12 protein-coding genes are annotated in these 12,518 nt (G+C 65.4%); 3 read left to right on the top strand and 9 right to left on the bottom strand.

Annotated features, from left to right (window positions below; all coding sequences use genetic code 11):
- Window positions 1-18 precede the first annotated feature (18 nt).
- The 5 genes from ACZIRK_RS11910 to rsmI all read right to left on the bottom strand — a co-directional run bounded on the left by ACZIRK_RS11910 (window position 19) and on the right by rsmI (window position 5,129).
- Window positions 19-1,557, bottom strand: a complete 1,539-nt coding sequence (locus ACZIRK_RS11910) for a YifB family Mg chelatase-like AAA ATPase (protein ID WP_130225519.1) — start codon at window positions 1,555-1,557, stop codon at window positions 19-21.
- A 112-nt stretch (window positions 1,558-1,669) separates the two neighbouring features.
- Window positions 1,670-2,641 (bottom strand): MBL fold metallo-hydrolase, encoded by a 972-nt coding sequence (locus tag ACZIRK_RS11905; RefSeq protein WP_130225520.1) that lies wholly within the window; start codon window positions 2,639-2,641, stop codon window positions 1,670-1,672.
- 158 nt (window positions 2,642-2,799) lie between these two features.
- A complete protein-coding gene (gshB, locus tag ACZIRK_RS11900) occupies window positions 2,800-3,747 on the bottom strand; it encodes a glutathione synthase (RefSeq protein WP_130225521.1) in 948 nt (315 codons plus the stop codon).
- 28 nt (window positions 3,748-3,775) lie between these two features.
- Window positions 3,776-4,189: a YraN family protein gene (locus ACZIRK_RS11895; protein ID WP_130225522.1), complete on the bottom strand. Its 414-nt coding sequence runs from the start codon at window positions 4,187-4,189 to the stop codon at window positions 3,776-3,778.
- Window positions 4,176-5,129, bottom strand: coding sequence for a 16S rRNA (cytidine(1402)-2'-O)-methyltransferase (gene rsmI / locus ACZIRK_RS11890; RefSeq protein ID WP_130225523.1), 954 nt, complete (start codon window positions 5,127-5,129; stop codon window positions 4,176-4,178). Before rsmI ends, ACZIRK_RS11895 begins: the two co-directional genes overlap by 14 nt.
- 290 nt (window positions 5,130-5,419) lie before the next feature.
- Here rsmI and ACZIRK_RS11885 point away from each other — a divergent pair, with 290 nt between their 5' ends.
- Window positions 5,420-6,649: a penicillin-binding protein activator gene (locus tag ACZIRK_RS11885; RefSeq protein ID WP_130225524.1), complete on the top strand. Its 1,230-nt coding sequence runs from the start codon at window positions 5,420-5,422 to the stop codon at window positions 6,647-6,649.
- Window positions 6,650-6,760: 111 nt separating this feature from the next.
- On the opposite strand, the gene hemW is transcribed toward ACZIRK_RS11885, so the two are convergent.
- The 3 genes from hemW to rph are packed head-to-tail and all read right to left on the bottom strand — an operon-like array spanning window position 6,761 to window position 9,264.
- The gene (gene hemW, locus ACZIRK_RS11880; RefSeq protein WP_130225525.1) at window positions 6,761-7,918 is read right to left on the bottom strand and encodes a radical SAM family heme chaperone HemW; all 1,158 of its coding nucleotides are present in this window, start codon (window positions 7,916-7,918) and stop codon (window positions 6,761-6,763) included.
- The gene (gene rdgB, locus ACZIRK_RS11875; RefSeq protein WP_130225526.1) at window positions 7,911-8,540 is read right to left on the bottom strand and encodes an RdgB/HAM1 family non-canonical purine NTP pyrophosphatase; all 630 of its coding nucleotides are present in this window, start codon (window positions 8,538-8,540) and stop codon (window positions 7,911-7,913) included. Before rdgB ends, hemW begins: the two co-directional genes overlap by 8 nt.
- Window positions 8,541-8,550: 10 nt before the next feature.
- Window positions 8,551-9,264 (bottom strand): ribonuclease PH, encoded by a 714-nt coding sequence (rph, locus tag ACZIRK_RS11870; protein ID WP_028164800.1) that lies wholly within the window; start codon window positions 9,262-9,264, stop codon window positions 8,551-8,553.
- A gap of 156 nt (window positions 9,265-9,420) precedes the next feature.
- Between rph and hrcA the strand changes: the two genes are divergently transcribed.
- Window positions 9,421-10,509, top strand: a complete 1,089-nt coding sequence (gene hrcA / locus ACZIRK_RS11865) for a heat-inducible transcriptional repressor HrcA (RefSeq protein WP_028164801.1) — start codon at window positions 9,421-9,423, stop codon at window positions 10,507-10,509.
- A 236-nt stretch (window positions 10,510-10,745) separates the two neighbouring features.
- Window positions 10,746-11,354 carry a nucleotide exchange factor GrpE gene (gene grpE / locus ACZIRK_RS11860; protein ID WP_028164802.1) on the top strand — a complete coding sequence of 203 codons (609 nt, stop codon included), beginning with the start codon at window positions 10,746-10,748 and terminating at the stop codon, window positions 11,352-11,354.
- Window positions 11,355-11,424: 70 nt separating this feature from the next.
- Here the strand turns inward: grpE and ACZIRK_RS11855 are convergent, their stop codons facing one another.
- Window positions 11,425-12,360, bottom strand: coding sequence for a hypothetical protein (locus ACZIRK_RS11855; protein WP_130225527.1), 936 nt, complete (start codon window positions 12,358-12,360; stop codon window positions 11,425-11,427).
- Window positions 12,361-12,518 lie beyond the last annotated feature (158 nt).

Genomic DNA, 12,518 nt, shown 5'->3' with positions numbered 1-12,518 from the left:
GAAACTGCTGGACGCGCTCTACGCCGCGCGCCTGATATCGTCGGCCAGCGCGCGGTAGGACAGCGCTTCCGCGAGGTGCAATCGGCCGATCTTCTCCGTGCCATCGAGATCGGCGAGCGTGCGCGCGACGCGCAGCACGCGGTGATAGCCGCGCGCGGTGAGGCGCATGGTCTCGGCTGCATCACGCAACAGTTTTTGCCCCTGCGCGTCCGGCTGGGCGATGGTCTCAAGCAGCGATGACGGTGCCTCGGCGTTGGTGCGGACGTTGGGCATGCCGGCGGCGGCATAGCGCGCAAGCTGGATGTCGCGCGCGGCAGCAACCCGCGCCGCCACTTCCGCCGATCCTTCAGAAGGCGGCGGCAGGATCAGGTCGGCGGCAGTCACCGCCGGCACCTCGATCCGCAGATCGATGCGGTCCATCAGCGGACCAGAGATGCGCATCTGGTAATCGGCGGTGCAGCGGTCGATGGGCCCGCGCTTGCAGGCATAGCCGGGCTCATAGGCATGACCGCAGCGGCACGGATTCATTGCCGCCACCAGCATGAAGCGCGCCGGATAGGTGACGCGATGGTTGGCGCGCGAAACCGAAACCTCGCCGGTCTCCAGCGGCTGCCGCAGCGAATCCAGTACGCGCGGATCGAATTCCGGCAGTTCGTCGAGGAACAGTACGCCCTGATGCGCGAGCGAAATCTCGCCGGGCTTGGCGCGCATGCCGCCGCCGGTGAGCGCCGCCATGCTGGCGGAATGATGCGGGCTGCGGAACGGCCGCCGCGCGGTCAAGGCGCCGTCGCGGATCTCGCCGGCCACCGAGGCGATCATCGAGACTTCCAGCAGCTCGGATGGCGACAGCGGCGGCAGGATCGAGGGCAGCCGCGCTGCCAGCATCGATTTGCCGGCGCCGGGCGAGCCCATCATCAGGAGGTGATGCCCGCCCGCCGCCGCGATCTCGAGCGCCCGCTTGGCGCTTTCCTGGCCCTTGATGTCGCGGAGGTCGAGCAGCGTCTCCTTCTGCTCATGCACCTTCGGCTGTGGGCGCGACAGTACCTGCGTGCCCTTGAAGTGATTGGCGATCTGGATCAGCGAGTGTGCGGCGATGATCTGGATGTCCGGGCTCGCCCACGCCGCCTCCGAGCCGCAGGCCGCCGGGCAGATCAGCCCCTCGTCGCGCGAATTGGCGCCGATCGCCGCCGGCAATACGCCCGCGACCGCCGCGATCGAGCCGTCCAACCCGAGCTCGCCCAGCACCGTAAAGCCGTTGAGCGCATCCGGCGGGATGGCCCCGATCGCCGCCATCAGCCCGAGCGCGATCGGCAGGTCGTAATGGCTGCCTTCCTTGGGCAGGTCGGCGGGCGCCAGATTGACGATGATCCGCCGCGCCGGCAAAGCGAGGCCTGAGGCGATCAGTGCCGAGCGAACCCGCTCCCGCGCTTCGGAAACCGCCTTGTCCGGCAGGCCCACGATCGCAAAAGCCGGCAATCCCGGCGCGACCTGCACCTGCACGTCGACCGCGCGAGCCTCGATCCCCTCGAAAGCGACGGTGGAAACGCGTTGAACCATGCTGCCCCCTTGCCACAATCGAGGGTAGCCGAAGGCAGCGCCAAGCGCAAGAACATTACGGGAACGCGGGCTCCGGGACCTGCCGCGCGGCCGTCCCAGAGCCCGGGCAGGCTTACAGCGTCATCTGCATCGGTTCGGGATAATAATGGAAGCCGTCGCCGACCTTGGCGACATGGCCGTAACCGGGCCAGGCGAAGTGATAGGACATCACCGGGGTCTTGTTGGCCGCCAGCATCTCCAGCAGTCTCACCCGCGAAGCCGCCGCCTGTTTCGGGTCGGTATCGTAGGAGAATTCCATCCGCGGCCGCTCCAGCAGCAGCACCGCGTGGTGCGAGAGATCGCCGAGGAAGGCGAAGGATTTGCCGGCCGAGCTCACCATGAAGATGTGGTGGCCGACAGTGTGGCCGGGCGCTGCGATCGCCTGCACGCCGGGCAGGAATTCCTGGCCGTCCTTGAAGAACACCAGGCGGTCGCGGACCGGCACGAGATTCTTGCGCGCGTGAATGACAAAGTCCTTCAGCGGGCTGCCCATCTTGCCTTCGTCGGTCCAGTAGTCGAAGTCGCTCTGCGCGATATAGACCTGCGCGTTCGGGAACAGCGGCTTGTCGTTGGCATCGACGATGCCGCCGATGTGGTCGATATGCGCATGCGAGCAGACGACGGCGTCGATGTCCTCAGGCTTGATGCCAGCCTCCGCCATGCTCTTCTGCTGGCGGCCGGTGGTCGGACCGAACGCTTTCGACGTGCCCATGCCGGTGTCGAACAGGATCAGCTTGTCGCCGGTGTTCACGATCGGCGAATTCTGCTCCAGCACGACATTGTCGGGCGACAGGAAATTGTCCGACAGCATCTTCTTCACTTCTTCCTTCGGCACGCCGGTAAACGTGCCGGAGGGATCGCCGAGCGGCAGCGGGCCGTCGGAGACGACGGTGACTTCGGCATCGCCGAGAATGAAGCGGTGCCAATAAGGCGTTTGCGTGCCGAGTTTCGGCGCGCGTGCCAGCGCGCTGCCGCCGAGCAGCGTGCTTGCACCAAGGCCGGCGCCGAGCGCGAGCAGTGACCTTCGCGAGACATTGATCGTCATGCTTTTCCTCCACATTTTTGTCGAGTTATCTTTGGCAAGTCGCCGCGTTGCCGCCCGCGAACAGGTCCTGCCCCGCGACCTGAAGGCGAGCGGGGGCATGCTGCGCCCGCTGCCGCAAGCTGACAAGAGGTCTCAGAGAGGAAGGAAGACGAACGGCCTTACGATTTCGTGCGCTTTGATTCGATCACGTCCCAGATCCTGGCGGCCACGTCCGGACCGCCGAGCCGCGAGATAGCGCGGATGCCGGTTGGCGAGGTGACGTTGATCTCGGTGAGATAGCCGTCGATCACGTCGATGCCGACGAACAACAGGCCACGCTCGCGCAAGGCCGGGCCGAGCGTCGTGCAGATCTTGCGCTCGCAGTCGGAGAGTTCGGTCGACTGCGCCGCGCCGCCGCGCACCATGTTGGAGCGCAAATCGTCCGCCGCCGGCACGCGATTGACGGCGCCGGCGAATTCGCCGTCGACCAGGATGATGCGCTTGTCGCCATGCTTGACCTCGGGAAGGAAGCGCTGGATCACCCAGGGCTCCTTGAACGTCACCGAAAACATGTCGAACAGCGAGCCGAAATTCATGTCCTGGGGCATCACGCGGAACACCGCGGCGCCGCCATGGCCGTGCAACGGTTTCATGACGACGGCGCCATGCTCGTCGCGGAACGCATTGATCTCGTCGAGGTCGCGCGAGATCAATGTCGGCGGCATGAGCTGCGGAAAGTTCATCACGAACAGCTTTTCCGGCGCATCGCGGACGCTGGCAGGATTGTTGACGACCAGGGTCTTCGGGTGAAGGCGCTCGAGCAAATGCGTCGAGGTGATGTAGGCGAGATCGAACGGCGGATCCTGCCGCAGCAGGATCACGTCGAAATTGGTCAGCGGCTCGCGCCTCGGCTCGCCGAGCGTGAAGTGATCGCCGATCTCGTCGCGCACGGAAAGGACCTGCACCGGCGCCACCAGCGCGTCGCCGCGCAGCGAGAGCTTGTCAGGCGTGTAGTAGGAAATGCCGTGGCCGCGCTTCTGCGCTTCGAGCAGCAGCGCGAACGTCGAATCGCCGCGGATGTTGATGCGCTCAATGGGATCCATCTGGACGGCGACGTTCAATTTCATGGGCTTTGGGTCCGGTCTCTCGAGGAAGTCATGCGCTGGCGTCGAACGCCGCTAACAGATGGCGCGGCAGATGCTTGGGCGCAATCAGCATGGCGTCGAAACGCATGTCGAATTCCGCATGTTCGGGATGCGCCATCAGCCAGGCCTGGGCCGCAGCAATGATGCGCTGTTGCTGGCGCGGCGTGACGGCATAGGCGGCCTCATCAAAGCTGGCGCGGGCCTTGACCTCGACGAAGGCGAGCAGGTTGCGCTTGCGCACCACCAGGTCGATCTCGCCATAGGGCGTGCGGAAGCGCTTGGCGAGAATGCGATAGCCCTTGGCCATCAAATAGGCCGCGGCGCGGCTTTCCGCCGATAGCCCGGTGCGGAACGCAGCGACCCGTTCGGGCGAGGCGAGCTTTGTGTCCGCCTCCTGCGGCGGGCTGCCGTCACTCTTGGCCATCGTCGCCCCGCAGTTCCTTTGCGAGTTCGAGGGCGCGGGCATAGACCTCGCGGCGCGGCCGGCCGGAAAGCTCGACTGCATGCGCAACCGCATCCTTGACGCTGTCGCGCGGGAGTGACGCGCGCAGCAGTTCGTCGAGCTGATCCTGCCCCATCACCTGCGCGTCCGCCGGCGGCGGACCGATCACCAGCACAAATTCGCCGCGCGTCTCCAGCGCGTCCCTGGCCGCCGCCAGTTCGGCGATCGGGGCGCGCCTGATCTCTTCGTGCAGTTTTGTCAGCTCGCGGCAGATCGCGGCGTCGCGCCCGCCCATGATCGCGGCGAGGTCGGCAAGCGTCTCCTGCACGCGGCTGCCGGATTCGAACAGCACCAGCGTTGAGTCGATCCTGGCGAGCTCAGAGAGCCGCGTGCGCCGGGCCTGTTCCTTCGCAGGCAAGAAGCCCTCGAAGAAAAAGCGGTCGGTCGGCAGCGCCGCGACCGAGAGCGCCGTCAGTACCGATGATGCCCCGGGCACCGCGACAACGTGGTGCCCGGCGGCGCAGGCCTCGCGCACCAGCTTGAAGCCAGGGTCGGAGATCAGCGGCGTGCCGGCATCGGAGACCAGCGCGATCGCGGCGCCCTCGGCCAGCCGCTGCAGGATTTTTGGCCGGGCCTGGGCCGCATTGTGCTCATGGTAGGGGGTCAGCTCGGCTGCAATCGTGTAACGCTCGGTCAAACGGCGGGTGATGCGGGTGTCCTCGCAGGCGATCAGGTCCGCGCCGGCGAGTGTCTCCAGCGCGCGAAGGGTGATGTCGGCGAGATTTCCGATTGGTGTTGCAACCAGATGGAGGCCGGGAACCGGCTTTGGCGCGTTCAGCACATGACCGCCGATGGAAAATGTCCTGTTGGGGACGTCCGTCCCGGCGTCAGCGCCGTATCTTGAGCTGGCTTTTGCGCGCATAGTGCCAATCTAGAGCATCATCCGGAAAAGTGGACACCGGTTTTCCGAAAGATCGTGCTCGAACGAAGAGTGCGAGAGCGCCGGCGCCATAACGCGCTTGCGTCTTGCGGAGGGGGAGCGGCTGTGCTGCGCCTTGGTGAGGGGGTCGCGGTCCACAGCGGGCAATTCACCATGGGGATAATCCCTTTGTTTTGGTTAACTATTCGCCGACAATATGCCTGATTCCATCCTCCATTGGTTCGGCAGTTGGAATCCCGGCCCGAACACGGCCGGTCAAGAGAAGAGACGAGATGGTGGGCCCGCATAGCCGCAAACCAAAATCCCCGGGTCTGCAAGGTTCCGCCGCGACCCGCCGGACAGCACTCGGCCTGATGCTGGGTGCTCCCCTGCTGGCCGCCTGCTCGGGGGTGCAGCAGACCCTTAGCCAGTTTACCAGTCCGTCCGGCTCGCCGCAGCCGGAAGCAGCCCCCGCCGGACCGCAGCAGCAGCCGCAGGCGATCGGCAACGGGCAGGTCAAAGTAGGGTTGATCTTGCCGCTGTCGGCGGCCGGCAATGCCGGCCTTGCCGGGCAGTCGATGAAGAACGCCGCCGAACTGGCGCTGGCGGAATTCCAGAACCCGAACATCCAGCTCCTGATCAAGGACGATGGCGGCAGTCCGCAGGGCGCCTCCCAGGGCGCGCAGCAGGCGATCGGCGAAGGCGCCGAAATCATTTTGGGCCCGCTGTTTGCGCAGTCGGTGCCGGCCGTCGCCCAGGTGGCGCGCGGGCGCGGTATCTCAGTAATCGCGTTCTCGACGGATTCGAGCGTGGCGGGACGCGGCGTTTATCTCCTGAGCTTCCTGCCGGAGTCCGACATCAACCGGATCGTCGAATATTCCGCGAGCATTGGAAAGCGCTCCTTCGCCGCGCTGGTTCCCGACAATGCCTATGGCAATGTGGTCGAGGCCGCGTTCAAGCAGGTGGCCGGCCGCAAGGGCCGCGTCGTCGCGTTCGAAAAATACGGCGCCGATCGCGCCACGCCGGCACGCACGGTGGCGCAGTCGCTCGCCCAGGCCGATGCGCTGTTGCTCGCCGATGACGGTGATTCGGTGGTAGCGACGGCAGACGCGCTGACCGCAGCCGGCGCCAATCTGCGCAACATCCAGCTTCTGGGCACCGGCCTGTGGGACAATCCGCGGGTGTTCGCGAATCAGGCGCTGCAGGGCGGTCTGTTTGCCGCGCCGGATCCGTCCGGCTTCCGCGCCTTCGCGGGACGTTACCGCAGCAAATACGGCTCCGAGCCCGTGCGCACCGCAACGCTCGCCTATGATGGCGTTGCGCTGGTGGCCGCGCTGGCGCGGACGCAAGGTGCTCAGCGCTTCCAGCAGGAAACGCTGACCAATCCTTCCGGCTTCGCCGGTATCGACGGCCTGTTCCGCTTCCGCGCTGACGGCACCAACGAACGCGGCCTTGCGGTGATGAAGGTTGCGACCAGCGGCGCCCAGGCGGTCGCGGGCTCACCGAAGAGTTTTGGGGCGTGATGAAGCGGCTGTAGCCCGGTGAAGCGCAGCGCAACCCGGGATTCTGTCGCGTGCGGATGGAGAGGCCCCGGATTGCGCTTCGCTCCAGCCGGGCTACGAATTGTGCGTCGACTACGCGGCCAAATCCGCCACCACGGCATCCAGCACCGGGAAACCTGACTTGGTCACGCGTAGCCGTCCGTCGGTGTCGACGATGATGGCGCCCTCTTCGCGCAGCACCGCGATGCGGCGCGGGTCGAGTGCACGGCCTGAGAGCGACGCATAGCGCGTGGGGTCGATGCCTTCGGCGAGACGAAGCCCCATCAGCAGGAATTCGTCGGCGCGCTCCTCGCTGTTGAGCACCTCGTCGGTGATGACGCCGCTGCCATTGGTTTCGACGCGCATCACCCAGGCTTCCGGCCGCTTCTCGGTCGCGGTGGCGTGACGGCGGCCGTTGATGTCGAGGCGGCCATGTGCGCCCGGGCCGATGCCGGCATATTCGTCGCCACGCCAATAGACGAGATTGTGCCGGCACTCCGCGCCGAGGCGGGCGTGATTGGAGATCTCGTAGGCCGGCAGGCCTGCTTGCGTACAGACCTCTTGCGTCACGTCGTAAAGCGCGCGCGCGACCGCCTCGTCCGGCGTCTGCAATTTGCCTGCGGCATGCAGACCAAAGAACGGCGTGCCTTCCTCGATCGTGAGCTGATAGAGCGACAGATGCTCGGCGGCTTCCGCGATCGCATGCTTCAGTTCGTCGGCCCACATCGCGGGAGTTTGATCGGGCCGGGCGTAGATCAGGTCGAAGGAATAGCGATCGAAAGATTGACGGGCGACGGCGACCGCATCGAGCGCTTCGCGCGCAGTGTGTAATCGCCCCAGCGCCTTCAGCGAGGCATCATCGAGCGCCTGCACGCCGAGCGATACGCGGTTGACGCCGGCGGCGCGATAGCCGCGAAACCGTGTGGCTTCGACGCTCGTCGGATTGGCTTCCAGTGTCACTTCGACATCGGGAGCGACGCGCCAATACTTGCCGATCGCATCCAGGATCGCGCCGACCGTCTGCGGCTGCATCAATGACGGCGTACCGCCGCCGAGGAAGATCGAGGACACTTCGCGGCCGGGGACGCGCGCCGCGGTGGTCTCGATCTCGCGCGCAAAGGCACGGGCAAAGCGCGCCTCATCGATCTGCGTATGCCTGACGTGGCTGTTGAAATCACAATACGGGCATTTCGACAGGCAGAACGGCCAGTGCACGTAGACGCCGAAGGCTGCCTGGTCCCGGTCAGTCAAGGCATATCTCCGCCAATTTGACGAAGGCACGGGCCCGGTGCGACAGGCCGAGTCCGAGCGGCGGCAGCCCGTGCTTCTCGACGCTCGTCATCTCGCCGAAGGTGCGGGTATGGCCATCCGGCAGGAACATGGGATCATAGCCGAAACCCGCGGTGCCGCGCGGCGGCCACACCAAAGTTCCGTCGGCACGCGCCTCGACCTCTTCGAGGTGCCCATCCGGCCAGGCGACGCAGAGCGCGGAGACGAAATGAGCGCTCCGGCGGTCAGGCGCCGTGGCGCTACGTTCCTGCAAGAGGCGCTCGATCCGCGTCATCGCGGCGATGAAATCCTTGTTTTCGCCGGCCCAGCGCGCCGAATAGATGCCAGGGGCGCCGTCCAGCGCGTCGACCACCAGCCCGGAATCATCGGCAAATGCCGGGAGATCGGCGGCCTTGGCTGCCGCAATCGCCTTGATCGCGGCATTGGCGCGAAAACTGTCGCCGGTCTCCTCGGGCTCGCCAAGACCGAGATCGCCTGCCGAGATCGCCTCCACGCCATGCGGCGCCAGCAATTCGCGCATCTCGGCAAGCTTGCCGGGATTGTGGGTCGCGATCACGAGCTTTCCAGTGATTCGGCGGTGCATGGCCTATTGACTACGCCACTGCCATTTTCTGCAAGTCGACCAGCCGCGCCACGCCCTTGCGCGCCAGCGCCATCAGCGCCAGGAACTCGTCCTGCGAGAACGGCGTCTTTTCCGCGGTGCCCTGTACCTCGATGATGCGGCCGTCGCCGGTCATGACGAAATTGGCGTCGGTCTCGGCTTCAGAATCCTCGGCGTAGTCGAGGTCGAGCACCGGCGTGCCATTATAGATGCCGCAGGAGATGGCCGCGACGTTGTCGCGCAACACGTTGGTTTTCAGCATGTTGCGGGTCTTCATCCAGTTGATGCAGTCGGCAAGCGCGACCCAGGCGCCGGTGATCGAGGCGGTGCGCGTGCCGCCATCGGCCTGCAGCACGTCGCAATCGACCGTGATCTGGCGCTCGCCCAGCGCTTCCAGGTCGATGGTGGCGCGGAGCGAACGGCCGATGAGGCGCTGGATCTCGATGGTGCGCCCGCCCTGCTTGCCGGCGGAGGCCTCGCGCCGGGTACGTTCCAGCGTGGCGCGGGGCAGCATGCCGTATTCGGCGGTGACCCAGCCGCGGCCCTGGCCCTTCAGCCATGGCGGCAGGCGGTCTTCCAGGGTCGCAGTGACCAGCACATGGGTGTCGCCGAATTTCACCATGCAGGAACCCTCGGCATATTTGACCACGCCGCGTTCCAATGAGACGGGGCGCAGTTCGTCGGGTGCACGGCGGCTTGGCCGCATGGGAATCCTCCGGGAATTCGAGCGATATGGCTGGCGGTGCTTGTAGGAGCGGGCAGCCGCAGCGGCAAGCTTTTTGGCCGGCTTCCGGGCGGGTAATGCACGCTTGTCACCGGGCGTGTGGATGGTCAAATTAGAGGCAGTTGTGAGGGAGTTATTGTGGCTCAACACGAACCGGTTGGTTTGATCGCGCCGCACGCCGGGCTTGCCCAGCTCAACGAGCGTTCGCGCGACATTTTCCGTCAAATCGTCGAAAGTTATCTGGCGACCGGCGAGCCGGTCGGCTCGCGTAACATCTCGCGCCTGATCGCGCTGCCGCTGTCGCCGGCCTCGGTGCGCAATGTGATGTCCGATCTCGAACAGCTCGGACTGATCTACGCGCCGCATACCTCCGCCGGCCGACTGCCGACCGAATTGGGCCTGCGCTTTTTCGTCGATGCGCTGATGCAGGTCGGCCATCTCACGGAGGCGGAACGGCAATCGATCCAGAGCCAATTGGCTACTGTCGGCCGCGCGCAGTCGGTCGAGGCAGCGCTCGATGAGGCCTTGATCCGGCTATCCGGCCTCACCCGCGCCGCCGCCGTGGTGCTGACGCCCAAATCCAATGCGCGGCTGAAGCATATCGAGTTCGTGCGGCTGGAGCCGGAACGTGCGCTGGTGGTGCTGGTCGGCGAAGACGGGCAGGTCGAGAACCGGGTGCTGAGCTTGCCGCCGGGTGTTCCATCCTCGGCACTGATCGAGGCCACCAACTTCCTCAATGCACGCATCCTCGGCCGTACGCTCGCCGAAGCGCGGCTCGAACTCGAGACCGCGCTGGGACAAAGTCGCGCCGAGCTCGATCAATTGACGCAGAAGGTGATCTCTGCAGGGCTTGCGAGCTGGTCGGGCGGCGACAATGAAGACCGGCAGCTCATCGTGCGCGGGCACGCCAATCTCCTGGAGGATTTGCATGCGCTCGAGGATCTCGAGCGCATCAAGTCGCTGTTCGATGATCTCGAGACCAAGCGCGGCGTGATCGACCTTCTGGGGCGTGCGGAAAGCGCCGATGGCGTGCGGATCTTCATCGGGTCGGAGAACAAATTGTTCTCGCTCTCGGGGTCCTCGACCATCGTTGCGCCCTATAGCGACGGCGCTGGCCGTATCGTGGGCGTGCTCGGCGTGATCGGGCCAACCCGGCTGAATTATGCGCGGGTGATCCCGACCGTGGACTATGCCGCGCGCCTCGTCAGCAGGATCCTCGGCGGCTAGAGCATTTCCGGTTCTGACGGAATCAGAACCGGAGCTCTAGATTCTTGTTTTGACGCGTTTTCTTCACGCGAACCGGTGTCCACCCTCGGATCAGGTCCGAGGGCATGCTTCGCTCGAAAACGCTCTAACCCCGAAACGGGGCCGGTTGCGCTTGATTTTCATGGCCCAAAGCACGATATCCGGGCCAGCCAATCCCTTAACTGTTGATCAGACGTGATTTTTCGAAAAGGCAAGCCATGACCGATCCGAACCGGCCAAACGACAACGCCGAGAACCCGGCGCAGACCGGCGAGCCCGTGGTCTCGAAGCCCTACGTCATGCCCGACGATCCCGAACAGGGATCGGCGGAAGCCTTGACCAAGGAGCTCAATGAAGCGCGCGATCGGACGTTGCGCACGCTGGCCGAGATGGAAAATCTGCGCAAGCGCACCAGCCGCGAGATCGCGGATGCGCGCGCTTATGGCATCACCGGCTTTGCCCGCGACATCCTCGATATCGCCGACAATCTGCAGCGTGCCCTCGACGCCGTCCCGGCGGAGGCCAAGGCGGCCGCCGACCCCGGGCTGAAGGCCCTGATCGAGGGTGTCGAATTGACCGAGCGTTCGCTGCACGCCACGCTGGAGAAGAACGGCGTCAAGAAGTTCGATCCCACCGGCGAGAAGTTCGATCCGAACTTTCAGCAGGCGATGTACGAGGTTCCCGATCCCTCCGTGCCCTCGGGCACAGTGGTGCAGGTGGTCCAGGCCGGCTACACGATCGGCGATCGCGTGCTGCGTCCGGCGCTGGTCGGTGTCTCCAAGGGCGGCGCAAAAACCGCGCCGGCTTCCGCCGCACAGCAGAACTGAATCTGCTCAACGCATCGGCTGACGGAATGCTGTTAATGCCGGCCTCGACAAAGGCCGGCAGAGATAGATGTTATCGCGGCTGAATTCCGTCGCGCACGCTGCGGAAGCGCGGGAATGCGGCCGACCATTGATCGCGCGGCGAGGAGCCGATGATGCGCAGCGAGGTCTGCGCACCGAACCGCAGCCATTGTACGATGGTCACCGGCGTATTGTCCTTGCCGCTCACCGCATCGATCCGTGTCTCGTAGCCGGGCTGGCCATCGATGCGGATCGGCTCCGACATCGTGATCCGTCCGTCGCGCACGCCGGGAATCGTGGTCGCGATCTGCTGGGCAAAACGGCCGCGATCATCGGGAGAGGCGGCGGTCGAGCCGATGATGCCGATGATCATGAAGGGCGCCACCTCGAACCCGCTCTTCTCGTCGCCATCGGCGACGATCAGCGCGGCGCCGGGTGCCAGCGTGCGGACGTTCTTGAAGTTCGCCAGTTCGGTCATCTTGAACGGCATCAGCCCGAGCTGCTCGTCGACTGGAACCTGATCCCGGATCGCGGCGGTCGAAAACATCTGGCGGACGGCATCGTCGGTATAGATCCTGGCGGCATTCTCCGGGACCTGCATGGCGATGTAGCCGGAGAAGGTCGGGCCGGGCAGGATCATCGAATAGCGCCGCACGGTGCCGGCGCCATCCTTGGCATTCTCGACCGTGTAATAGGCAAGGCCGGCAGCGGTCTCGATGCTCTCCGGCTTGATCCCGCCGGTGCCGCCCGGGTTCGCCTTGAAGGCGTTGGCGACCTCGCCATAGGCCTCCGCCGGCAGGTCGGTGACCAGCACCTTGACGCCCTGGTCCTCGGTCTCGAAGCCGGTGAAGGTTTTCGCGCGATTGAGCCCCACCAGCGGCTTCATCCCGACCCGGGCGCCCGGCGGAAAGACCACGTCCGCGGCAAAGGCGGGAAATGCGGCGGCAACGAACAGGGTGACCGCGGCGAGGAGGCGAATGGGGTTCATGTCAAGGATCTACCGGGTTTGGCATTGAAGCCGTTCAATGGGCGGCCGGTGCGGGCCGCAAGCTGTCGGGCCTCGTTCAGTTGGCCCGCTTTTAGCGGTTTTGATGGCCCGACGACAGGGGCGGGCGGCTCCATGCAGCCTGATGGCACAGGGTGCAA

The organism is Bradyrhizobium sp. Leo114 (assembly GCF_055229415.2).
Note: the sequence above shows the minus strand (reverse complement) of the source record. Positions and strands in the feature narration are given on the sequence as shown.

Bases quoted from the DNA above. Each gene is read 5' to 3' on its own strand.
- rph (WP_028164800.1), bottom strand. From the start codon at position 9,264: ATGCGGCCAAGCCGCCGTGCACCCGACGAACTGCGCCCCGTCTCATTG.
- ACZIRK_RS11905 (WP_130225520.1), bottom strand. From the start codon at position 2,641: ATGACGATCAATGTCTCGCGAAGGTCACTGCTCGCGCTCGGCGCCGGC.
- ACZIRK_RS11885 (WP_130225524.1), top strand. From the start codon at position 5,420: ATGGTGGGCCCGCATAGCCGCAAACCAAAATCCCCGGGTCTGCAAGGT.
- grpE (WP_028164802.1), top strand. From the start codon at position 10,746: ATGACCGATCCGAACCGGCCAAACGACAACGCCGAGAACCCGGCGCAG.
- gshB (WP_130225521.1), bottom strand. From the start codon at position 3,747: ATGAAATTGAACGTCGCCGTCCAGATGGATCCCATTGAGCGCATCAAC.
- rsmI (WP_130225523.1), bottom strand. From the start codon at position 5,129: ATGCGCGCAAAAGCCAGCTCAAGATACGGCGCTGACGCCGGGACGGAC.
- ACZIRK_RS11910 (WP_130225519.1), bottom strand. From the start codon at position 1,557: ATGGTTCAACGCGTTTCCACCGTCGCTTTCGAGGGGATCGAGGCTCGC.
- rdgB (WP_130225526.1), bottom strand. From the start codon at position 8,540: ATGCACCGCCGAATCACTGGAAAGCTCGTGATCGCGACCCACAATCCC.
- ACZIRK_RS11855 (WP_130225527.1), bottom strand. From the start codon at position 12,360: ATGAACCCCATTCGCCTCCTCGCCGCGGTCACCCTGTTCGTTGCCGCC.
- ACZIRK_RS11895 (WP_130225522.1), bottom strand. From the start codon at position 4,189: ATGGCCAAGAGTGACGGCAGCCCGCCGCAGGAGGCGGACACAAAGCTC.